The following is a 25,234-nucleotide window of genomic DNA, read 5'->3' on the forward strand; positions in this document are numbered from 1 at the left end:
TCGGCCGGGTGATCGGGGTCCAGCGGCACGTAGGCGCCACCGGCCACGCTCACCGCGTACATGCCGATCACCAGATCGAGCGAGCGGCGCATGCCCAGTGCCACATAGGTTTCCGGGCCCACGCCGCGATCGATCAGCCAGCGCGACAGGCGGTAGACCCGCTGGGCGAACTCGGAATAGTTCAGCGTCTCGGAGAGACTCCGTGGGGGGCGGTGGTCGGGCGACGGGTGGGCCAGATTCGTGCCCTCGAAGGACAGGGCGGTGGCCTGCGGCGTGCGGGCAACCTGGGCCTCGAACATCGAGACGAGGGTGGCCCGCTGATCGACCTCGTGCGCGGTGGCGTTCCACTCGCGCACGACGAGTTCGCGTTCGGCGGCATCGAGCAGTTCGATATCGCCCACCGCGACAGCCGGTTCCGTGGTGATCGCGGTGAGCACCCGGATCAGGCGATCGGCGATGCGGTGCACGGTGGCCGCGTCGAACAGGTCGCTCAGATAACCGGCGCGGATGCGCAGCTGGGTGTCGAGCTGGGCGATCAGCGACAGCGGGTAGTGGGTGGCGTCGGCGGCGTCCAGGCCGGTGACGGCCATGCCGTCGATGTCGGCGGCCTGGGCCTTGATGCCCTCGGCGTCGACCGGGTAGGACTCGAAGACGACCAGCGAGTCGAACAGGCCACCGATTCCGGCCGCCGACTGGATCTCGGCGAGGCCGATGTAGTGGTGGTCGAGCAGGTCGGCCTGCTCGCCCTGGGTGCGGGTGAGCACCTCGCGCACCGATTCGGCGGCGTCGAAACGCACGCGCACCGGGACGGTGTTGATGAACAGGCCGACCATGGATTCCACGCCGGACAGCTGCGCGGGACGACCCGAGACGGTGGTGCCGAAGAGCACGTCGTCGCGGCCGGTCATCCGGCCGAGCACGATCGACCAGGCGACCTGCAGGACGGTGTTCGGGGTGACGCCGAGGTCGGCGGCCAGCGCCACGAGCCGCGCCGTGGTGGGCTCGTCGAGGTCGAACAGGTACTCGTCGGACAACGCGGCGATCTCGCGGCTCGCGTCGGGGCGGGCCAGCATGGTCGGCTCGGTGACGCCGCGCAGCGCGTGCGACCAGGCTTCGACCGAGACCGAATGGTCCTGACGGCCGACCCATTCCAGGAAGTGCCGGTAGGAGCGGACGGCGGGCAGCGCGCTCGCGTCGCCGTGCAGGGCGTAGAGGGCGAGCAGGTCGCGCATGACCAGCGGCGTCGACCAGCCGTCCAGCAGGATGTGGTGGTTGGACACCACGAAGCGCCATTCGTGCTCGGCGATCTGGATCAGCGTGAAGCGGATCAGCGGCGGGTTCGCCAGGTCGAAGCGGGCGGTGCGGTCGGCCTCGACGAGGTCGGTGTATTCGCCGGTCTCGATGCGGTCGTGTTCGGCCCAGGCCACGCGGGTGGTGTCGAGGACGACCTGCACGGCGTTGCCGTCGTGGTCGGTGACGAACGCGGTGCGCAGGGTTTCGTGGCGGTCGAGCAGCGCCTGGGCGGCGGCACGCAGACGGGTGGCGTCGACGCGACCGGTGAGCGTGAGGACGGCCTGGGCGGTGTAGACGTCGACCGAGGTGGCGGCCAGACGGGCGTGGAAGAACAGACCTGCCTGCAGCGCGGCGAGCGGCCACACCTGGGTCAGCTCGGGGTAGCGCTTCTCCCAGGTGTCGATGTCGCGCTGGGTGGAGCGAACCAGGGCGAAGTCGGACGGTGTGTGACCGCCCGCATCGGCCGAATTGGCATGCCGGGCGACAGCTTCCAGCGCGGTGATCCACAGATCGGCGAATTCGCGGACCTCGGCCTCGGCGAGCAGGGTGCTCGGGTAGCCGATATTGGCGCTGAGCTTGTCGCCGACGACGATCGCGTTGACATCGAGGGGCGCCATCGCGGGCATGTCGGCGTCGTAGGCGCCACCGAGGGCGGCCAGCTCGGGCGCGGGAATCCAGCCGAAGCCGCGCAGGGCGTCGGGGACGTCGCTGTCGGCGACACGGCCGAGGTAGTTGAAGCTGATCTGGCCGGGGAGCTGCGTGGGCAGTTCGACGGCGGTCTCGGCGTTCATGTACCGCAGCAGGCCGTAACCGATGCCCTTGTCGGGCACCGCGAGCAGCTGTTCCTTGACCGCCTTGACGGCCTGTCCCAGCGCCGGACCACCGGCGAGCGCGGCATCGATGTCGATGCCGGCCAGGTCGAGGCGGACGGGGAAGATGGCGGTGAACCAGCCGACGGTGCGCGACAGGTCGGCGCCGGGCGCGACCTCTTCCTCGCGACCGTGGCCTTCCAGGCGTACGAGCAGCGCGTCACTGTTCGGGTCGGCGCGGTGGCCGTTGCCGAGCGCGCCGGGACCGGTGCGGGTGGAACGCCACTTGGCGGCGGCCAGCGCCAGCGCGGTGAGCAGACCGTCGTTGACGCCACCGTGGAACAACGCGGGGACGGTGGTGAGCAGGGCCTTGGTGACCTCGGCGGACACCTCGACCGGCAGCTTCTCGATGACGCCGGAGACATCGACAGCCGGGTCCATGGGCCGCGCGGTGAGCAGCGGGTCCGGGGTGGCGACGACCTCACGCCAGAAGTCGAGTTCGGCGGCGCGGTCGGCGCTCTTCGCCTCGTCGGCGAGAGCATGCGCCCAGGCCCGCATGGAGGTGGCGGGGGCACCGAGTTCCGGCTGCTGGCCCGAGGAGAGCTGACCCCACGCGGAAACGAAGTCGGGCACCAGGATGCGCCACGAGACGCCGTCGACGACGAGGTGGTGAGCGACAACGATCAGTCGACCCGCGCGACGGGCATTCGACGCACCGGTCGCGGCCGCAGCGGATTCGCTGGCGCCCTCGACCTTTTCAGCGGCAGCGTCGCTCGCCGCGGCAGCGTCCGTGTGAGGGTTGTTCAGGTCCGGCTCGAGCCACACGAAGCGCACGACGACGCCGTTGGCCGGGTCGAGCCGATCGAGGCTGGTGTCCAGTGCGGCGGAGGCGATTTCGACCAGTTCGGCGTCCGAGACGTTCGGGTCGAACGTGGTGTGGTCGATCAGCGCGGTCGCGTCGACAGTGCCGGTGGGGGCGGTGTCGACGACCCAGCGGCCGTCGACCTGATGCAGACGCGAGCGCAGCATGTCGTGGCGATCGATGACCGCGCCGACGGTGGCGGCGATGCCCGCACGGTCGATGCCGACCGGCAGTTCCAGCGCCATGGTCTGGTTGAACCGGTTGAACGAACCGGGACGCTCGGCCATGAAGCGCACGACCGGGGTCAGCGGCATCTCGCCGACGCCACCGCCCGGCAGTTCGGCCAAGGTGATCGCGGTCGCCGCCGCGACATCGGCGGTTTCGGCGACCGAGGCCAGGCCGGCGACGGTGCGCTGTTCGAACACGTTGCGCGGGGAGAACAGCACGCCGCGCGCCTTGGCACGGGAGACGAGCTGGATGGAGACGATCGAGTCGCCGCCGAGGGCGAAGAACGAATCGTCCACACCCACGCGTTCCACCCCGAGCACCTCGGCGAAGACCTCGGCGATGGTCTGCTCGATCGGGTTGCGCGCGGCCCGGAAGGTGACCTCGGTGGCGAACACCGGCTCCGGCAACGCCTTTCGGTCGAGCTTGCCGACCGGGGTGAGCGGCACGTGGTCGATCACCATGATCGACGACGGCACCATGTACGCGGGCAGACGATCCTCGACGTGCGCGGTCAGCGCCGCGACATCGATCGAATGGCCCGGCGCGGCAACCACATACGCGACCAGCGAGACGGCGCCCGCGGTGCTCTTGTGGCCGACGGTGGTGGCGAAGTCGACGGTCTCGTGCGAGGCGAGGGCGGAGTCGATCTCGCCCAGTTCGATCCGGAAGCCACGGATCTTGACCTGGAAGTCGGACCTGCCGACGTACTCGACGGTGCGCTCGGCGGTCCAGCGCACCACGTCACCGGTGCGGTACATCCGCTCGCCCGGAACGAACGGGTCGGCGACGAAACGGTCGGCGGTGAGTCCGGCGCGGGCGTGGTACCCACGGGCCAGCTGGATGCCCGACAGATACAGCTCACCCGCGACACCCTCCGGTACCGGCTGGAGCTGGGCGTCCAGGATCAGTGAACGCATGCCGCGAGTCGGCCCACCGATGGTGACCAGCTCGCCCGGCACCAGCGCGGCGCTGATGTTCGTCATGATCGTGGTCTCGGTGGGGCCGTAACCGTTGTGGAAGGCGCGAGTCGTGCCGTCCGCCAAAGGAACTGCCCACTTCGACACCAGGTCGGCGGGCACCGCTTCGCCACCGGCGACAAGCACGCGCAGCGAGTCGAGCCCGCTGGGGTCGAAGGTCGCGAGGGCAGCGGGGGTGATGAAGGCGTGCGTGACCCGCTCGGTGCGGATCAGCTCGGACAGCTCGTCGCCGCCGTAGACGCCGGGCGGGACGACGACCAGCGCACCGCCGCGGGCCAGCGCCAGCAGCAGTTCGAGGATCGACGCGTCGAACGAGGGCGAGGCGAAATGCAGTGCGCGCGTGTCGGAATCGAGCGCATAGCGCTGGGCCTGCTCCTCGCCGAAGTTGGCGAGACCGGCATGGGTGACGACGACGCCCTTGGGCACGCCGGTGGAGCCGGAGGTGTAGATGACGTAGGCGGGCTGCTCGGGCGTGGTCGCGCGGACCAGTTCGGTGTCGGCGATCGGCCCGCCGTCGAAACGAGCGAGGTCCAGCTCGTCGAGTACCAGCCAGCCGGCGGCAGAAGCATCCGCGGCAGCGCTGTCGAGTGTCGGCGCGGTCGCTGCCTGGCCGTCCGGCGCCGTTGCGGATTCCTGCGCACCAGCCGTCGCGTGCGGCGTGGATTCGATACCGGCCGCATCGCGCACCGCGATGTCCGGAAGTCCGCCCAGCACAGAGGAAACGGTGATGCCCAGCGGCGAACCGGAGTCGGTGACCATGTGGGCGATGCGGTCGGCGGGGTAGGTCGGGTCCACCGGGACGAAAGCCGCGCCGGTCTTGGCGACGGCCCACGCTGCCAGCACCGAGTCGGCCGAGCGGGGGACGCCGATCGCGACGAGGTCCTCGGCGCCGATCCCCTCGGCGATCAGCAAGCGCGCCAGGCGGTTCGAGCGTTCGTCGAGCTCGGCGTAGGACACACTCGTCCCCTGGAACACCACGGCCGGGCCCGTCGGGTTCTGAGCGACGGCCTCGGACAGCAAGCTGCGCAGGGTGCGGGCGGGTACCGGCGGTTCGCCGACCCGGAACACCAGGTCGGCCCGCTCGGCGGCGTCGAGCACATCGATCGCGCCGACCGTGATCGAGGCGTCGGCGGCGATCGCTTCGAGCACTCGCTGCCAGCGCACGGCGATGCCGGCGACGGTGTCCTCATCGAATAGTTCGGTGGCGTAGTTCAGTGCCAGCGCCATCCCGCCGTGGCCGGGTTCGCCCAGCTCGGAGAGGGTGAACTGCAGGTCGAAGCGGGCAACGCTCTCGTCGAGGTCGAGCGCCGACACTGCCAGGCCGGGCAGTTCCAGGGTGGTGCGGTCCAGGTTCTGGAAGGCCAGCATCACCTGGAACAGCGGGTTGCGCGACTGCGAGCGCTCCGGTGCGAGGAGTTCGACAAGGCGCTCGAAGGGCACGTCGGCGTTGCCGTAGGCGTCGAGGTCGGTCTTGCGGGCCTGCTCGAGCAGGTCGGTGAACGTCTCGGCCGGGCGCACGCCGGTGCGCAGCACCAGGGTGTTGACGAACATGCCGACCAGGTCGTCGAGGGCCTGCTCACCGCGGCCCGCGATGGGGGTGCCGATGGCGACGTCGTCGGAGCCGGACAGCCGGGCCAGCAGCACCGCGAGGGCGGTGTGCATGACCATGAACAGCGACGCGCCCTGGCGGCGGGCGATCTCGTCGAGCGCGGCGACGAGTTCGGGCGAGAGCTCGCGGTGCACGGTGGCACCGCGCAGCGAGGCGATGGCCGGACGCGGGCGGTCGAACGGCAGGGTCAGTTCGTCGGGGACACCGGCGAGCTGGGACTGCCAGTAGCCGACCTGGCGCGACATCAGCGAGTCGGCGTCGTCCTCGGTGCCGAGCACCGCGCGCTGCCAGATCGCGAAATCGGCGTACTGCACCGGCAGCGGCGCCCAACCTGGGGCAGTGCCCTGGGCACGGGCTGTGTACGCGCGCATCACATCGCGGGTCAGCGGCGCGATCGAGAAACCGTCGGCGGCGATGTGGTGCACGACCACGACCAAGACGTGTTCGGTGACGCCACCATCGGCGTGCTCGGCACCCGCGGCCTGCTCTGTGTCGGCGGTGCGACCTGTGTGTCCGGCGGAGGCGACCCGGAAGAGGCGGGCGCGCATCGGAACCTGTTCGGCCACATCGAAACCAGTGGAGACGAACTCGGTGACGGTCTCGAACAGCTCGTCCTGAGCGATCGCGATCGGGCGAAGGTCCAGCGAAATGCGTTCCGCCGCGACGATCTGCTGCACCGGGGTGCCGCCGTGCTCGGGGTAGCGGGTGCGCAGCGATTCGTGCCTGCGGACCAGGTCGGCCAGCGCGAGTGCCAGTGCCTCGGTGTCGAGTTCACCGGTGAGCCGGATCGCGACGGGCAGGTTGTAGGCGGCCGAGGTGGTGTCGTACTTGTTGAGGAACCACATCCGCTGCTGCGCGAACGACAGCGGAACCAGTTCCCCTTCGGCGCGCTCACGGGCGACCAGCGCCGCGCGAGCGGTACCGCCGGTGTGCGATTCCACCCGTGCCGCGAGGGCTTCCACGGTGGACGCTTCGAACAGCGCGCGCACCGGCACCGTGGCGCCGAGCGCCGCACCGATGCGGGCGACGACGCGGGTGGCGATGAGCGAGTTGCCGCCGAGGTCGAAGAAGTCGTCGTCGACACCGACGCGATCCAAGCCGAGCACATCGGCGAAGACCGCGGCCACGGCTTCCTGCACCGGTGTGACCGGTGCGCGGAAGGCCCGCGCCTGCACCGCGGGAGCAGGCAGCGCGCGGCGGTCCAGCTTGCCGTTGACCGTCAGCGGGATCCACTCGAGGCGCACGAGCGCCGCCGGAACCATGTAGGCGGGCAACTGTTCGGCCGCACCGCTACGGATGGTCTCGAGGTCGGGTTCGAGGTCGCCCTCGGCGACCACGTAGGCGACGATCCGCTGGTCACCCGGCTGATCCTCACGCACGATGACCGCGGCCTGGGCGATGCCCGGCTGCGCGAGCACGGCGGCTTCGATCTCACCGAGCTCGATGCGGAAGCCGCGAACCTTCACCTGGTCGTCGGCGCGGCCGAGATATTCGAGTTCGCCGAAACGGTTCCAGCGCGCGAGGTCGCCCGAGCGGTACAGGCGCGAGCCACCCTGGTTCGGGCCCGCGAGCGGGTTGGCGACGAAGCGGGTGGCGGTCAGGTCCGGGCGACCGAGGTAGCCACGCGCCAGCTGCGGTCCGGCGACATACATTTCGCCCGCGACACCCACCGGCACCGGCCGCAACCGGTTGTCGAGGACGTACACGCCCAGACCCGCGATCGCCCGGCCGACCACCGAACCGGCAGCGGCGGCAATGGTTTTCGCGTCGAGCGCACGGAACGACACGTGCACCGTGGTCTCGGTGATGCCGTACATGTTGACCAGCGTCGGCGAGCTGTCACCGTGGCGCGCGACCCAATCCGACAGGCGGCGCAGCTCGAGGGCCTCGCCACCGAACACCACGTAGCGCAGGGCCAGCGGCTCCAGGCCCGGTCCGGCGTTGCGGTCGGCCTCGGCCAGCTGGTAGAACGCCGACGGTGTCTGGTTGAGGACCGTCACCTGCTCCACGCGCAGCAGTTCCAGGAACTGTTCGGGCGAACGCGAGGTGTAGTAGTCGACGACGATCAGCGAGCCGCCGAACAGCAGCGGCCCCCACAGCTCCCACACCGAGAAGTCGAAGGCGTAGGAGTGGAACAGCGTCCACACATCACGCGGGCCGAAGCCGAAGTCGCGATCGGTGTTGGCGAACAGGCGCACCACATTGCGGTGCGCGACCGCGACACCCTTGGGGCGGCCGGTCGAGCCGGAGGTGTAGATGACGTAGGCGACATTGTCCGGCGAGAGCGGGGCGAGCCGGTCGGCGTCGGTGATCGGGGCGTCGTCGGCGTCTTCGATATTGCCGGTTTCCACGGCGAACCCGTCGAGCACCACCGAGGGCAGGTGCTCGGGCACCCGCACCTGGACGGTGGAATCGAGGACGACGCTGGTGGGGCGAGAGTCCTCGAGCACGTAGGCGATGCGCTCGGCCGGGTACGTCGGATCCACCGGCACGTAGCCCGCACCGGTCTTGACGACGGCGAGCAGCGCGACCACGAGATCGAGCGAACGCGGCAAGATCACCGCGACCAGCGATTCCGGGCCTGCGCCGTCGTCGATCAACCTGCGCGCCAGCACATTCGCACGGCGATCGAGCTCGGCGTAGGTCAGCGACTCGACGCCGAACTTGGCGGCGATCCGGTCGGGGTAGGCGGCGGCCGCGGCGTCGAACAGGTCGACCAGGGTCGTGTGCTTGTTGCCGAACAGGCCACGCCGGTAGCCGGCGGGGGTGCTGGCGTCGTGGATGACCGGCAGACCGATGGCGTCGACACCGGAGGACACCCAGCGCTGCGCGACATCACGCTGTTCGGCCTCGCCGAGCAGGTCGATGTCGCCGACGATCACGTCGGGGTTCTCGGCCACGCTGCGCAGGATGCGGACCAGGCGGTCGCCGAAGGCGGCGACGGTTTCGGCGTCGAACAGATCGGTGGCGTAGTTCCACGACAGCGCGAGCGAGCCGTCGGCGGCTTCGCCCACGGTGAGCTGCACGTCGAATTTCGCCGTGCCCGGATCGAAGTCGACGACCTCGAGATCGAGGCCGGGCAGTGCGATGGTGCCCGCGTCGGCGGCGGTGGCCGCCTCGAAGGTGAGCGCCACCTGGAACAGCGGGTGATGCGCCTGTGAACGGGTGGGGCTGAGCACGTCGACGAGGCGCTCGAACGGCACATCGGCGTTGGCGAAGGCGGACAGGTCGACCTTGCGGACCTGATCCAGGAGGTCGCTGAAGCTCGCGCTCGAGTCGACCTCGCTGCGCAGCACCAGGGTGTTGACGAACATGCCGACCAGGTCGTCGAGCGTGCGCTCGCCGCGACCGGCGATGGGGGTGCCGATGGCGATGTCGGTGCTGTTGGACAGGCGCGCGGCCCAGGTGGCCAGTGCCGCGTGCATCACCATGAACAGGGTGACGCCGCGGGCGCGGGCGATCTCGGTCAGCGCGTGGTGCAGTTGCGCGTCGACCGAGAAGCGGTGCAGGTCACCGGCATTGGTGGCGACCTCGGGGCGCGGCCGATCGGCGGGCAGCTCGAGCTGATCGGGCAGATCGCGCAGCTGCTCGGTCCAGTAGGCGAGCTGGCTCGCGGCGACCGATTCGGGATCGGACTCCTCACCGAGGACCTCACGCTGCCACAGGGTGTAGTCGGCGTACTGGACCTCCAGCGGCGCCCAGGCGGGGTTCTCGCCGCGGGTGCGCTCGGTGTAGGCGATCACGACATCGCGCAGCAGCGGACGCAACGAGAAACCGTCACCGCTGATGTGGTGCATGACCAGCACGGCCACGTGGTTCCGGTCGTCGACGCGCAGCAGGGTCGCGCGGAACGGGACTTCGCGGGTCACGTCGAAGTGCACGCTCGCCAGTTCGATCACCCTGGCCACCACGTCGCTCGCGGCGACCGGCTGGGTGGCCAGCGCGACACGGACCTCGTCGGCGGGCCGGATCTGCTGGTAGCCCGCGCCTTCCTCGACCGCACCCGCGGCCACATCGGCCGCCGGGTAGAAGGTGCGCAGGGACTCGTGCCGGGCGACCACGTCGGCGATGGCCGCCTCGAGCGCGGCGACATCGAGGTCACCGGTGAGGCGGATCGCGACGGGGATGTTGTTGACCGCGGTGCGGTTGTCGAAGCGGTTGAGGAACCACATCCGCTGCTGCGCCTGCGACAGCGGCACCAGCTCGGGCCGCGGGCGGGGAGCCAACGGGATGCGGCCACCACGACCGGTGTGCGTTTCGACCCGAGCCGCCAGCGCGGCCACCGTCGACGCCTCGAACAGCGCGCGCAGCGGCACCTGGGTATCGAGCGCCTCCGACAGCCGGGCCGCGACCCTGGTGGCGACCAGCGAGTTGCCGCCGAGCTCGAAGAAGTCGTCGTCGAGGCCGACCTGACCGGCGCCGAGCACCTCGGCGAAGGTGGCGGCGACGATCTGCTGCACCGGGGTGACCGGCGCCTGGAAGGTGCGCGCGGCGAACACCGGCGACGGCAGCGCCTTGCGATCGAGCTTGCCGGAAGCGTTGAGCGGGAACGCGTTCAGCACCACGTACGCGGCGGGCACCATGTAGACGGGCAGCTCCGCGCCGAGTGCGTCCTTCACCACGTCGGTGTCCACGGTGGCGCCGGTCTGCGGGACGACGTAGGCGACCAGCTGATCGCCGGTGTGCTCGTCGGCACGGACCACGACCACCGACTGGGCGATCTCCGGCAGCGCCGTGAGCGCCGCCTCGATCTCGCCGAGCTCGATGCGCAGACCACGCAGCTTCACCTGGAAGTCGGTGCGGCCCAGGTACTCCAGCTCGCCGGTCGGCGTCCAGGTGACGAGGTCACCGGTGCGGTACATGCGCTCGCCGGGCGCGAACGGGTCGGCGACGAAACGGTCCATCGTCAGGTCGGCGCGGCCCACATACCCGTGGGCCAGCTGCACGCCCGCGAGGTAGAGCTCACCCGCGACACCCACCGGAACCGGTCGCAGCCGCGAATCCAGCACGTACAGACGGGTGTTGAACACCGGGGCGCCGATCGGCACCGTCTCGATGTCGGCATCGGTGACCTCGTGATAGGTCACGTCGACCGCGGCCTCGGTGGGGCCGTAGAGGTTGTGCAGCGCGGCGCCGGTCAATTCGCGCAGACGCTGCGCGGTCGGCGCGGGCAGACCCTCGCCGGAGGCGAACACATTGCGCAGCGAAACACACTCGGCGGCCAGCGGTTCGGTGACGAACACGGCCATCATCGACGGCACGAAGTGCGCCGTGGTGACCTGTTCGGCCACGATCAGCCGGGCCAGGTAGGCCGGGTCGCGATGCCCGTCCGGCTTGGCGACGACCAGGCGCGCGCCGACCTGCAAGGGCCAGAAGAACTCCCACACCGACACGTCGAACGTGGCGGGGGTCTTCTGCAGCACCACGTCGTCGGCGGCGAGGCCGTAGGCGGCGTGCATCCACACCAGGCGGTTGACGATCGCCGCGTGGCTCACGGCCACGCCCTTGGGGCGACCGGTCGAGCCGGAGGTGAAGATGACGTAGGCGGTGTTGTCCGAGCGCAGCGGGCGGTGCCGGTCGGCGTCGGTGACCGGCTCGGCCGAGTGGCCGGACAGGTCGAGCTGGTCGATGCGCACCTCGCGACCGGCGGCCGCGGGCAGGCTCTCGCCGGAGGTGAGCACGCAGACCGGTTGCGCGGTCTCGAGGATGTGCTCGATGCGCTCGGCCGGGTGATCGGGGTCCAGCGGTACGTACGCGCCACCGGCGGCGGACACGGCGTACATGCCGACCAGCAGATCGATCGAGCGCCGCATACCGAGTGCCACATACGATTCCGGGCCGACCCCGGCGTCCTTGAGCCAGCGCGCCAGCTGACGCACGCGACCCGCGAACTCGGCGTAGGACAGACTCGTCCCCTCGAACGTGAGCGCGACCGCGTCGGGGGTCCGGGCGACCTGAGCCTCGAACAGCGCGTGCAGCGTGGCCGGCTCGTCGTCGCTCGGGGTGCTCAGCGCGGCGTCGACGGCGAATTCGGTGTCGTTCCAGCGATCGAGCACCAGGGCGCGCTCGGCGGAGTCGAGAAGTTCGATGTCACCCACGGGAGCCGAGGGGTCGACCACGACGGCGGTGAGCACGCGCAGCAGGCGAGCGCCGAAGGTCGCGGCGAAGCCCGCGTCGAAAAGGTCTGTCGCGTAGACGAGTTCGGCATCCATGTGGCTGTCGTCGTCGGCGGGGACCTCGCTGAGCGCGAGCTGCAGATCGAACTTGGCCATGTGCTGGTCGATGCCCAGCTCGGAGACCGTGAGGCCGGGCAGTTCCAGGGTGGTGCGGCCCAGGTTCTGGAACGAGAGCATCACCTGGAACAGCGGATGGCGCGACTGCGAGCGCGCCGGGTTGAGCACCTCGACCAGGCGCTCGAACGGCACGTCGGCGTGCGCGAAGGCGGCCAAGTCGTGCTCGCGGACCTGACCGAGCAACTCGGCGAAGGTGGCGCCCGGATCGACCTGCGCGCGCAACACCAGGGTGTTGACGAACATGCCGACCAGGTCGTCGAGTGCCTGCTGACCACGGCCCGCGACCGGGGTGCCGATGGCGATGTCGGGGGTGCCCGACAGACGCGACAGCAGGACGGCGAAAGCGCTGTGCACCACCATGAACAGGGTGGTGCTGTGCTCGTGGGCGACCCGGTTCAATGCCTCGACGAGCTCGCCCGGCACTTCGAAACGGTGCGTGCCCGCCTGGTAGCTGGCCTGTGCGGGCCGCGACTTGTGGCCGAGGCGCAGCTCGTCGGGCAGATCGGCGAGCGCCCCGCGCCAGTGCTCGAGCTGCTCGGAGATCAGCGAGGTGGGATCGGTTTCGTCGCCGAGGACCTCGCGCTGCCACAGCGCGTAATCGACGTACTGGATGTTCAGGGGCGGCCAGCCGGGTTCGGTGTTCGCGGTGCGGGCCACGTAGGCGGTCATCAAGTCGCGCACCAGCGGACGCAGCGAGAAACCGTCGGCGGCGATGTGGTGGACCACCATCACCAGCACGTGTTCGCGCTCGCTGAGCTCGTAGACCCGAAGGCGCACCGGCGCGTTCGCGGTGACGTCGAACCCGCGACGGGCGAACTCGTAGAGCGAGGTCGCCATGTCGGTCTCGTCGGCCTCGATCAGCTCGACGTCCGGAATCGAGCCCGCGGCGGCGAGCACCTTCTGGTAGGCGGTGCCGTCGGCCATGGCGGCGCGCCCCGACTCGGGGGCGACGTACACGGGGTACACCGTGCGCAGGGTTTCGTGGCGGGCGACCACATCGGCGACCGCGCCGCGCAGCGCGGGCAGGTCGAGCAGGCCCTGCAGGCGGACCGCGACCGGGATGTTGTAGGTGCCGGTGTCGGCGACGTCGAAACGGTTCAGGAACCACATGCGCTGCTGCGCGAGCGACAGCGGCGGATACTCGGGGCGCTGACGGGCCGTGAGCTCGGCACGCAGACCGGTGCCCGCGTGCGATTCCACGCGGGCGGCCAACGCGCCGACGGTGGGCGCCTCGAACAGCGTGCGCACGCCGACCTCGGTGTCGAGCGCCGTGCTCAGGCGCGCCGCGACCTGGGTGGCCACGAGCGAGTTGCCGCCGAGGGCGAAGAAGTCGTCGTCCACGCCGACGCGTTCGGCGCCGAGCAGGTCGGCGAAGATCTCGGCGACGATCTCCTCGATCGGGGTCGAGGGCGCACGGAACACCTTCGCCTCGAACACGGGCGCCGGCAACGCTTTACGGTCGAGCTTGCCGGACGCGTTGAGCGGGAAGGCCTCCAGCACGACCAGGGCCGACGGCACCATGTAGGCGGGCAGTTCGGTGGTGATGCCCGCCTTCACCGCGGCCACGTCGAGAGCCGAGCCCGCCTCTGGCACCAGGTAACCGACGAGCTGGTCACCGGCGTGCGCGTCGGAGCGGACGACGACGACCGACTGCGCGACACCCGGCTGAGCCAAAAGGGTCGCCTCGATCTCACCGAGTTCGATGCGCAGACCACGCAGCTTCACCTGGAAGTCGGTGCGGCCCAGGTAGTTCAGTTCGCCGTAGGTGAGACCGTTCTCGCCCGACACCGCGGTCCAGGTGACCAAGTCACCGGTGCGGTACATGCGCGAGCCCGCCGCGCCGTACGGATTGGCGACGAAGCGGTCGGCGGTGAGGTCGGCCCGGTTGAGATAGCCGACAGCCAGCTGATCGCCCGCCAGATAGAGCTCTCCCGCAACACCGGGGGCCACGGGGTGCAGGCGCGAATCCAGCACGAACACCCGGGTGTTCCACACCGGGCGCCCGATCGGCACCGACTCCACATCGGCGTCGACGACCTCGTGATAGGTGACGTCGACCGCGGCCTCGGTGGGACCGTACAGGTTGTGCAGCCGGGCGCCGGTGAGCTCGCGCAGCCGCTGCGCGGTGGGCGCGGGCAGCGCCTCGCCGGAGGCGAACACCTGACGCAGGCGCACCGCGTCACCGTTGCCGTTGCTGCCGAGGGTCGAGACGAACACCGACAGCATCGAGGGCACGAAGTGCGCGGTGGTGATGTCGCGTTCGGCGATGATCTGGGCCAGGTACACCGGGTCGCGGTGGCCGTCGGGCTTGGCGACGACCAGGCGGGCGCCGGTCTGCAAGGGCCAGAAGAACTCCCACACCGACACGTCGAAGGTGGCCGGGGTCTTCTGCAGGACGGCGTCGGCGGCGTCGATCGGGTACTCGTGCTGCATCCACAGCAGGCGGTTGACGATCGCCGCGTGATCCACCGCGACGCCCTTGGGGCGGCCGGTCGAGCCGGACGTGAAGATCACGTAGGCGGTATTGGTGGCCCGAATCGGTTGCACCCGTTCGGCATCGGTGATCGGCGCACCGCTGAAGTCGGCGGGCGAGAAGATGTTCTCGACCGCGTGCACGGTGACGCCGTCGGCCTCGAACGCGTCGCGGCGGCTGGTGAGCACCAGTCGCGGCTGCGCGGTCTCGATGATGTGGCCGATGCGGTCGGCGGGCTGATCCGGGTCGAGCGGTACGTAGGCGGCGCCGGTCTGCAGCACCGCGTACATGGCGACGACCAGCTCCGTGGAGCGCCGGATCGCCAGTGCCACATTGTCACCGGGGCCCACGCCGTCGGAGATCAAGCGGCGGGCGATGCGGTTGGCCCGCTCCTGCAGCTCGCGGTAGGACAGCTCCTGCTGCTCGAAGACCAGGGCGACGGCGTCCGGGGTCCGCTCCACCTGCGCGTCGAACAGCGACATCAGCGTCGCGTGCGGGACGGCGTGCGCGGTGTCGTTCCAGTCGACGAGGACCTGCGCGTGCTCCTCGGGTGCGAGCAGATCGATGTCGCCGACGAACACCTCGGGATCGGCGACCACCGCGGCGAAGATGTTGTCGAGCCTGCGGGCGAACGCGGCGACCGTCGATTCGTCGAAGAGATCGAGCGCGTACGAGAACTCGGCCGCCATACCGCCGACATCACCGTCGGTGTCCTGGACCTCGGTGAGCGTGAGCTGCAGGTCGAACTTGGCCAGCTGCGGGTCGTAGTCGATTCCGCTCACCGCGAGACCGGGCAGCTGCAGCGAGGCCTGCTTGTTGTTCTGGAACGACAGCATCACCTGGAACAGCGGGTGGCGCGACTGTGAACGGGCCGGGTTGAGCACCTCGACCAGGCGCTCGAACGGCACGTCGGCGTGCGCGAAGGCCTGCAGATCGGTCTCGCGGGCCTGGGCGAGCAGGGTGGCGAACGGGGTGGCGCCGTCGACCTGCGAGCGCAGCACCAGGGTGTTGACGAACATGCCGACCAGGTCGTCGAGCGCCTGATCGCCACGGCCCGCCACCGGGGTACCGATCGCGATATCGCTGGAGCCGCTGGCCCTGGCCAGCAGCACCGCGAGGGCGCTGTGCATGACCATGAACAGCGAGGCGTTGTAGCGGCGGCCCAGTTCGACCAGGGCACGCTGGGTTTCGCTCGCGATGACGAAGCTGTACGTGCCGCCCCGGTAGGACGCGGCAGGCGGGCGCGGGTGATCGGCCGGAAGCACCAGCTCGTCGGGCAGGTCCGCGAGTTCCTTTGTCCAGTAGGCGATCTCGGACGAGATCAACGACTGCGGATCGTCCTCGGAGCCGAGGACCTCACGCTGCCAGAGCGAGTAGTCGGCGTACTGGACCGGCAGCTCGGCCCAGGTCGGCGCCTCCCACGAGGTGCGGGCCGCGTACGCCATGATCACATCGCGCGAGAGCGGCGCCATCGACCAGCCGTCGGCGGAGATGTGGTGCACCACCATGCCGAGCACGTACTCGGACTCGGACACCTCGAAAAGCCGTGCGTGCAGTGGCACTTCGCTGGTCACGTCGAACGCCATCGACGCCAGATCGATCAGGTGATCGATGAGGTTGTCCTCGGTCACCCGGTACGGGGTGAGGTCGGGAACGATCTGCGCGGCATCCAGGATCACCTGCACGGGGCCGGTGCCGGAGTCGGGGAACACGGTGCGCAGCGACTCGTGGCGGTCGATCACGTCGATGACCGCGACCTGCAGGGCTGCCACGTCGAGGTCACCGGACAGCCGGATCGCGACAGGGATGTTGTTGACCGCCGACGCGGTGTCGAAGCGGTTGAGGAACCACATGCGCTGCTGCGCCAGCGACAGCGGCACCCGGTCGGGGCGTTCGCGGGCGACCAGCGCCTTGCGCGCGCCGTCACCGGCCTGCGACTCCACCCGGGCGGCCAGCGCCGCCACCGTGGGGGCCTCGAACAGCATGCGGACCGGGACACGGGTGTCCAGGGCGATGCCGATGCGGGACGCGACCTGGGTGGCGATCAGCGAGTTGCCGCCCAGTTCGAAGAAGTCGTCCTCGACACCGACCCGGCCGAGTTCGAGCACGTCGGCGAAGACCTGCGCGACGATCTGCTCGATCGGGGTGGTCGGCGCGCGGAACTCGCGCACCTCGAACACCGGCGCGGGCAGCGCGCGACGGTCGAGCTTGCCGTTGACGGTCAGCGGGACCGCGGCGAGCACCATGATCGACGAGGGCACCATGTACGCGGGCAGACGCTGTGCGACATGGTCGGTCAGTTCGGCGATATCGATCGAACTGCCCGGCACCGCCACGACATAGGACACCAGCGAGGTGCTGCCGCCCTTGTTCTTGTGGCCGATGCTGACCGCGAAGTCGACTGTCTCGTGCGAGGCGAGCGCGGAGTCGATCTCGCCCAGTTCGATACGGAAACCGCGGACCTTCACCTGGAAGTCGGAGCGGCCGACGTACTCCACGTTGCGGTCGGCGGTCCAGCGCACCACGTCACCGGTGCGGTACATCCGCGCACCGGGGGCGTAGGGGTTGGCGACGAAACGGTCGGCGGTGAGCGAGGCGCGCGCGTGGTACCCCCGCGCCATGCCGACGCCGCCGATGTAGAGCTCACCCGCGACACCGACCGGCACGGGGCGAAGGCGGTCGTCGAGGATCAGGGTGTGGACGCCGCGGATGGGGCCGCCGATGACGACCCGCTCCCCCGGGATCAGCCCTTCACTGAGGTTGGACGCGATGGTGGTCTCGGTGGGTCCGTAGACATTGCCCAGCATGCGGCGCGAGCCGTCGGGCAGGCGCACGGCCCACTTGGCGACCAGTTCCGGCGGGACCGCTTCACCACCCGCGGCGAGCACCCGCAGGTGATCGAGGCCGCGGGCGTCGAAGGTGGCCAGCGCGGCCGGGGTCACGAACGCGTGGGTGACCTGTTCGGTGATGAGGATGTCGCGCAGTTCCTCACCGCCGTACACACCCGGCGGGACGACGACGAGCGTGCCGCCGCGACCGATCGCGAGCAGCATTTCCAGCACCGACGCGTCGAACGAGGGCGAGGCGAAATGCAGTGCGCGCGTAGTGGAGTCGAGCGAGTAGAGGTCGATCTGCTCGGCGCAGAAGTTGGCGACGGAGGCATGGGTGACCACGACGCCCTTGGGCACACCGGTGGAACCGGAGGTGTAGATCAGGTACGCGGGCTGCGCGGGATCGGTCTGGCGGACCAGTTCACGCGGCGCGAGGGCGGCATCGGAGATACCGGTGAGGTCGATGTCGTCGACCACCACCCAGCTCACCGAATCAGGGAGATCGTCGGCTTCACCGGTGACCGTGATGCCAACGGACACACCGGCGTCGGTGATCATGTGGGCGATGCGGTCGGCCGGGTAGTTCGGGTCGACGGGCACGAACGCGGCACCGGTCTTGGTGACCGCCCACACGGCGAGCACCGATTCCAGCGAACGCGGCACGGCGACGGCGACGAAGTCCTCGGCGCCCAGACCCTGCTGGATCAGCAAGCGCGCCAGCTGGTTCGAGCGACGATCGAGTTCGCCGTAGGAGACAGCGGTCCCCTCGAACACCACGGCGGTCGCCTCGGTGTCGCGGGCGGCCTGGGCGATCAGCTGCGGCAGCGTGCGCGCCACCGCGGCGGGGGCGCCGAAACGGGTGACCAGGTCGGCGCGTTCGGCGTCGTCGAGCACGTCGATCGCGCCGACGGTGACGGCCGGGTCGGCCAGGATCGCGTCGAGCACGCGCCGCCAGCGCAGCAGCAGCTCTTCGACGGTCGACTGATCGAACAGGTCGATGGCGTAGGTGAGCACGCCGGTCATGCCCGACAGCGAACCGGTGCCGGTGTGTTCCTCGGTGAGGGTCCATTGCAGGTCGAACTTGGCCATGTCGACCTCGACCTCGTCGGCCGTGACCGTGAGACCGGGCAGCTCCAGGGTGCCGTGCGACATCTCCTGGAACGACAGCACCACCTGGAACAGCGGATGGCGGGCCTGAGAACGCGACGGGTTGAGCACGTCGACGAGCCGCTCGAACGGCACATCCGCGTTGGCGAACGCGCTCAGGTCGGTTTCGCGGGTGCGGGTGAGGAATTCGGTGAACGGCTGGGTGGGATCGACGTCCGAACGCAACACCAGGGTGTTGACGAACATGCCGATCAGGTCATCGAGGGCCTGCTCACCACGACCGGCGATGGGCGTACCGACGGCGATGTCGGTGGTGCCCGACAGGCGCGCGAGCAGCACCGCGAGGGAGGCGTGCACCACCATGAACAGGGTGACGCCGTTGGCGCGGGCCACGGCGGCGAGCTGTTCGTGGGTGTCGGCGTCGATCTCGAAACCGACGCGCGCGCCACGGAAGCTCTGCTGCTGCGGGCGCGGGCGGTCGCTGGGCAGGTCGAGCTGGTCGGGCAGGCCTTCGAGGGCGCTCTTCCAGTAGTCGAGCTGACGCGCGGCCATCGAGGCCGGGTCGGATTCGGCGCCGAGCAGTTCGTGCTGCCACAGGGTGTAGTCGCGGTACTGGACCGGCAGCGGCAGCCAGGCCGGAGCCTGGCCAGCGGCGCGAGCCAGGTAGGCGGTGGCGACATCGCGGGCCAGCGGGCCGAAGGAGAAACCGTCGGCCGCGATGTGGTGCACGACGAAGGCGACCGCGTATTCCGGTGTGCCCGCACCGTGACCGTTGGACTCGGCGGTCCCACCGGCCACCTTGAAGATCTGCACACGGATCGGCAGTTCCAGGGTGACATCGAAGCCGGTGGAGGCGAAGTCGATCAGCTCGTCGCGCAGCCGCGACTGGTCGATCGGGGTCACCGCGATGCCGAGGTCGAACTCGTCGGCGCCCAGGACGTGCTGGAAACCGCCGTCGGCGTCGGGGAAGATCGTGCGCAGCGATTCCTGGCGCACCACAACATCATTGAGCGCGGCGATCAGGGCATCGACGTCGACGCTGCCCTTCATCTGCACCACGAACGGCAGGTTGTAGGTGGGTGCGGTGGGGTCGAACTGGTTGATGAACCACATCCGCTGCTGGGCCAGCGACAGCGGCACCTGCTCGGGACGCGGCTGCGCGACCAGCGGCGGACGCGCGGCGGAAACATCGGCGGGCGTGACGGATTCGGCCCGCGCGGCGAGTCCGGCCACGGTCGGGGTCTCGAACAGCGCGCGCACACCCAGCTGGATACCGAAAGCGGCGCCGATGCGGGCGACGACCTGCGTGGCGACCAGGGAGTTGCCGCCCAGTTCGAAGAAGTTGTCGTCGGCGCCGACGCGTTCCTGGCTCAGCACATCGCCGAAGATGCCGGCCACGATCTGCTCGGCCGGGGTACGCGGTGCGCGGAAATCGCCTGCGGCAGCGGTGAAGACGGGTTCGGGCAGCGCCTTGCGGTCCAGCTTGCCGGAGGTGTTGAGCGGGAACGCGTCGAGCACCATGATCGACGCGGGCACCATGTAGGCGGGCAGCTTCTCGGACACGAAACGAGTCAGCGTCGCCGGGTCGGCGGACTGGCCCGGCGCGGGCACGATGTAGGCCACGAGCTGCTGGCCGGTCGCGGTGTCGACCACGAGCACCGCGGCCTGGCTGACGGTCGGGTGCGCGAGCAGGTCGGTCTCGATCTCGCCGAGCTCGATGCGCTGGCCGCGGAACTTCACCTGGAAGTCGGTGCGGCCGATGTACTCCAGCACGCCCTCGGCGTTCCAGCGCACGAGGTCGCCGGTGCGGTACATGCGCTCGCCGGGGGCGCCGACGGGGTTGGCGACGAATCGGTCCGAGGTCAGGTCGGGGCGGCCGCGGTAGCAGCGGGCCAGCTGCCGACCGGCCAGATACAGCTCACCGGGGGCGCCGATCGCAGCCGGGCGCAGCCGCGAATCCAGTACGTAGACTTCGACATTCCACTCGGGGATACCGATCGGCACCTGTGTGGTGTCGGCTTCGGTGGCCTCCCAGTAGGTGACCGAGACCGCGGCCTCCGTGGGTCCGTACAGGTTGTGCAGGCCGGCGTCGGAGATCGCGCGCAGACCCGCGGCGGTCTCCGGGGGCAGCGCTTCACCGATGACGAAAACCGCACGCAGCGAGGCGCATTGAACCTGCGTGGCGTGCGAGACGAAGACGGTGAGCATCGACGGGACGAAGTCGGTCACGGTCACGCCGTGACGTTCGATCATGTCCGCGACATACAGCGGGTCGCGGTGGCCGTCGGGGCTCGCGATGACCAGTTTCGCGCCGACCATCAGCGGCAGGAAGTAACCCCACAGCGACACGTCGAAGGTGGTGGCGGTCTTCTGTAAGTAGACGTCGTCGGCGGTCAACCGGTACTCGTCGAGCATCCACAGCTCTTGGTTGACGATCGCGTGGTGGGTGACCGCGACGCCCTTGGGGCGACCGGTCGAACCCGAGGTGTAGATGACGTAGGCGGTGTTGTCCGGACGCAGCGGGGACAGGCGGTCGGCGTCGGTGAGAGCTGTGGCGTCGAAACCGGTCGTGTCGAGTCGATCGATCTCGACGCGGGCGACGGTGCCGGGCAGGTCGAGGTCGTCGCCGGTGGTGGTCAGGACGCAGACCGGTGCCGCGGACTCGAGGATGTAGGCGGTGCGGTCGGCCGGGTGATCCGGGTCGATCGGCACGTACGCGCCACCGGCTCGCAGCACGGCGTGCATGCCGATGACGAGATCGAGCGAGCGGCGCATGCCGAGCGCTACGAGCGATTCCGGGCCGACGCCGTCGGCGATCAGGAAGCGGGCCAGCCGGTTCACCTTCGCGCCGAATTCGGCGTAGGTGAGGGTTTCGCCCTCGAAGTCCAGGGCGATGTTGTCCGGGGTCAGCGGGATCTGCGCGTCGAGCAGTGCGGGCAGGGTGGTCGCGGGGACCTCGTGTGCCGCGTCGTTCCACTCGGTGAGTGAGCGTTCCAGCTCGGCCGTGCCGGTGACCGGCAGGTTCCACACCGGCAGCTCGGCATCGGCGGCCAGGAACCGGTCGAAGAACTCCAGGAACCGGCCGTGATGAGTCTGCGCGTCGGCGGCCGAGTACAGGTTCGGGTTGGTCTCGAAGTCGATATGGGACCGGGTGCCACCGTGCGACTGATAGAAGTTGACGCCCAGGTCTTCGATGCTGCCCGTGGACAGCACGTTGAGCGTGCCCTCAATGCCGCCGAAGCTCAGGTGGTTGTCGAACAGCATGATGTTGACCCACGGGCCGAAGAACTCCGTGGAGACCATGCCCTCGCCCGCCGAATCACGGCGGATGTCCTCGTGGCGGTAGCGCTGGTGGCGCAGGGCGCCGGAGACCTCGGTGGTCACCGAACGCAGCAGCTGCGCGACCGTGGTGTCGTGGCCGACGCGCAGGCGCAGCGGGACGATGTTCGAGGTCACACCGCCCGAGCGACGCATCACCGCGGTGGTCCGGGCGGTGACCGGGAGGCTGAGGATGACGTCTTCGGTGCCGGTGATCTGGGCTAGATAGGCCGCGAAACCGGCGATCAGCAGGGGTGCGGCGGTGCTGTCGTGGCGGGCGATCGCCGCGGTGAGCAGCTCGTCCTGGGCGGTGCTCAGCGCCGCGCTGGTGACGTCGTTGACCGGCGAGGGCGGGGCCGAGCGGCCGGTGAGGCTGCTGCCCTCTTCCAGGCCCGCTACCCGCTGAGCCCAATGCTCTTTGTCGGACTGGAAGCGGGTGCTGTCGCGGTAGACGAGCTCGGACTCGTAGAGCGCGCGCAGATCGGTGGCTTTGTTCGGCGGGGCCGGGGTGCCGGTGACCTCGGCGGTATAGAGCTGTGCCGTGCGGTTGACGAAATTGTTGGCGCCGAAACCGTCGAGCACGATGTGGTGGACGCGGGCATACCAGTACCAGCGGTCATCGCTGAGCTGCAGCGCGGCGGCCTGGACGAGGCGGTCGTTGACGATGTCGAGCGGGCGGCTGTACTCGGCCCGCATCCAGGCGGCGGCGGCCGCTTCGGGGTCGGCCTCGCCACGCAGATCGACATAGATCAGCGTCGCGTCCTGGGTGGGGTCGATGGTCTGCATCGGCTCACCGTCGACCTCGACGATGCGCAGCCAGCCCGATTCGAGGTCGGTGGCCGCGTCGGCGCTCGCGCGCTCGAGCACGGCGACATCCAGGTGTCCACGCAGGTCGACGTACTGGGCGATGTTGATCGGCACCTGTGGGTCGACGTGCTGCGCGTACCAGATACCCAGCTGTGCGGGCGAGAGCGGGAAGTACTCCGAAGAGCCTCCACGTCCGTCACCAGTTTCGCCGTTTCCGCCGAAATCCAGCCGGTCCAACCCAAACCTCGCTTCCGGAACACCTGGTCAGGCGCTCCCCGACGACACCGGAACGCGAGCGCCCACCTGAATAAGCGTGGCGCCCGCGTCTCGGGTTCAGTTCTCGAATCAATCAGGCAAAAATGTCCATTGGCACTATCTGTCACCCAGGCTGGTCTCGTTACACGGCCGAGACCATGCACCTGACCGTCCGGCCGCCAGCGCCGGTCTACTCGTCGCAAACCATCGCACCAATCTACCGGTGTGCTCGCCCCGCAACCAACCACCTCCATAGCCGCCGAGCATCGGCCCAGGTAAAGCCTGCGAGCCACGTTTGCTGACGCTTGTCTGCGTTCTCACATCCCCGCTGGATGACCTGTGCACCGCGGCGACTGAGTGATGGATCACACCGATTGGTCTGCTGTGCTGGAGTGGGTGTTACCGGGCCCTGGCCGGGTCGTAGAGGTGCGACTGGGCGCAGTCGATGGACGTGGCCAGCGCGCGGCCGACCAGGATCACCGCGGCTTGACGAAGCCCTGCCGCCTCCACCTGGTCGGCGATGCCGGACAGGGTGCCGCGCAGGACGAGCTGTTCGGGTTGGCTGGCGCGATAGACGACGGCGACGGGGCAGTCCGCGCCGTACTCGGCGACCAGCTCGTGTGCCAGCACTCTGATCCGGGTGATCGCGAGATGCAGGATGAGCGTGGCACCGGTGGCGGCGAAGTTCGCCAGCGCCTCACCGTGCGGCATCACGGTGGAGCGGGCCTGGGTCCGGGTGAGGACTACCGACTGGACGACCTCGGGAACGGTCAGTTCGGTGCCGAGGGCGGCCGCCGCGGCCGCGTAGGCGGGGACGCCGGGGGTGATGTCCCACGCCACGTTGCGGGCGTCGAGCCTGCGGGTCTGCTCCGTGAGAGCCGAATAGAGCGAGGGATCGCCCGAACACAGCCGGGCCACGTCCTTGCCCGCCTCGGTGGCGCGCACGAGGTGGTCGATGATCTGGTCCAGGTTCAGGTGCTGGGTGTCGATCAGTTCGGCGCCGGGCGCGCAGTGGGCGAGGACCTCGGGGTCGAGGTAGGTGCCCGCGTAGAGGCAGACGGGGCTGTCGCGCAGGAGGTTGACCGCTCGCACCGTGAGCAGGTCGGCGGCGCCGGGGCCTGCCCCGATGAAGTGCACAGTCATAGTCGGGAGTCTAGGAGTGCCCCCGGCGCGGGCAGACAAGTAGGTTCTGTGTCGGACGGCAGGTGTCGGCGACGAGGAGACGGGGGTCCGCGATGCGGGTTTCGAGTAGGTCCGGTGGGGTGCGCGGCGCAGGTGCTTGCGCGGTCGTGGTCGTGGCCGCCACGCTGGCGACCGGGTGCTCGGGTGAGAAGGTCGCCGGTCAGGCGACCGCCACCGCGGACAGCTTCGCCCCGTCCTCGGACAACCGTGACCCCTCGCTACAGATTCGTGGCGTCGTCGTCACCGAGATCGCGCCCGGCCAGCAGCACGTGCGGCCGAACCAGCGAGTCGCCTACCCGGCGATCCCCCCGGTGGGCGGACCGCACGACGCGCAGTGGGCCGCCTGCACCGGCGTCGTCTATTCGAAGGCCCTGCGCACCGAGAACGCGGTCCACTCGCTCGAACACGGCGCGGTGTGGATCGCCTACGACCCCGCGAAGGTGAGCGCGCAGGATCAGGCGGTGCTGAGCGCCAGGGTCACCGACCGCCAGTACACCCTGATGTCGCCCATACCCGACATGAACCACCCGATCTCACTGCAGTCGTGGGGCCACCAGCTCGCCGTCGACTCCGCCACCGACGAACGCATCGACCAGTTCATCGTCGCCCTCCGCGAAAACCCGTACACCACCCCGGAAGTCGGCGCGACCTGCTCGTCTCCGCTCTTCGATCGCACCGATCCCCCGCCGTACGACCCGACCCCGCCCGGCCCGGACGCGGTCCCGATGACCGGCGCCCGCTAGCCCGTCATATCGAACTGCGCGATGATCTTCGTCGGCCGCACCCGCACCACCAGTTCGCCCGCGACCCCGTTGCGCTGACCGAATTCGTCCGCCTTGTCCGGGCCCATGTACCGGGCGGCGATGGCGGTAGCGGTTCGCACGAGCTCATCGAGGTCTTCGGACAGCGTGACCGTCCCCTGCACCTCCACCAGCGCGTACGGCGGCTCCTCGAGGTCGACGCACACCGCGACACGCGGATCACGCGCGAAAGCCCGCCCCTTGGCCGTGTTCTTCCCCGTATTGAAAACCAGCTCGTCACCTTCGACGACGAACCACACCGGCGTCACCAGCGGACGCCCGTCCGCCGCCGCGAACGCCACCTTGCCCGTTCGCGTTCCGTGGGAAAGAAATTCGCGCACCTTGGGATCAGACAGAGAGGCCATGCGCCCAGGGTAAACGCAGCGGCGG

General features: G+C 69.7%; 4 protein-coding genes. 1 reads left to right on the forward strand and 3 read right to left on the reverse strand.

Annotated features, from left to right (window positions below; all coding sequences use genetic code 11):
- Together ACFULV_RS19630 and cobM are read right to left on the reverse strand one after the other, a co-directional pair.
- Window positions 1-22,844, reverse strand: a 22,844-nt coding sequence (locus ACFULV_RS19630) for a non-ribosomal peptide synthase/polyketide synthase (protein ID WP_378658562.1), incomplete at its 3' end; no start/stop codon positions are given.
- Window positions 22,845-23,261: 417 nt separating this feature from the next.
- Window positions 23,262-24,005 carry a precorrin-4 C(11)-methyltransferase gene (gene cobM / locus ACFULV_RS19635; protein ID WP_378658564.1) on the reverse strand — a complete coding sequence of 248 codons (744 nt, stop codon included), beginning with the start codon at window positions 24,003-24,005 and terminating at the stop codon, window positions 23,262-23,264.
- A 92-nt stretch (window positions 24,006-24,097) separates the two neighbouring features.
- On the opposite strand from cobM, the gene ACFULV_RS19640 reads away from it, so the two are divergent.
- Window positions 24,098-24,787 (forward strand): DUF3105 domain-containing protein, encoded by a 690-nt coding sequence (locus ACFULV_RS19640; RefSeq protein ID WP_378658567.1) that lies wholly within the window; start codon window positions 24,098-24,100, stop codon window positions 24,785-24,787.
- Here the strand turns inward: ACFULV_RS19640 and ACFULV_RS19645 are convergent.
- Complete coding sequence (locus tag ACFULV_RS19645) at window positions 24,784-25,209, reverse strand: PPOX class F420-dependent oxidoreductase (RefSeq protein ID WP_378634433.1); 426 nt, start codon at window positions 25,207-25,209, stop codon at window positions 24,784-24,786. The genes ACFULV_RS19640 and ACFULV_RS19645 overlap by 4 nt on opposite strands.
- Between the last annotated feature and the right edge of the window lie 25 nt (window positions 25,210-25,234).

Source organism: Nocardia sp. NPDC057272 (assembly GCF_042668615.1).
In the GTDB taxonomy this organism is placed as follows: Bacteria; Actinomycetota; Actinomycetes; order Mycobacteriales; family Mycobacteriaceae; genus Nocardia.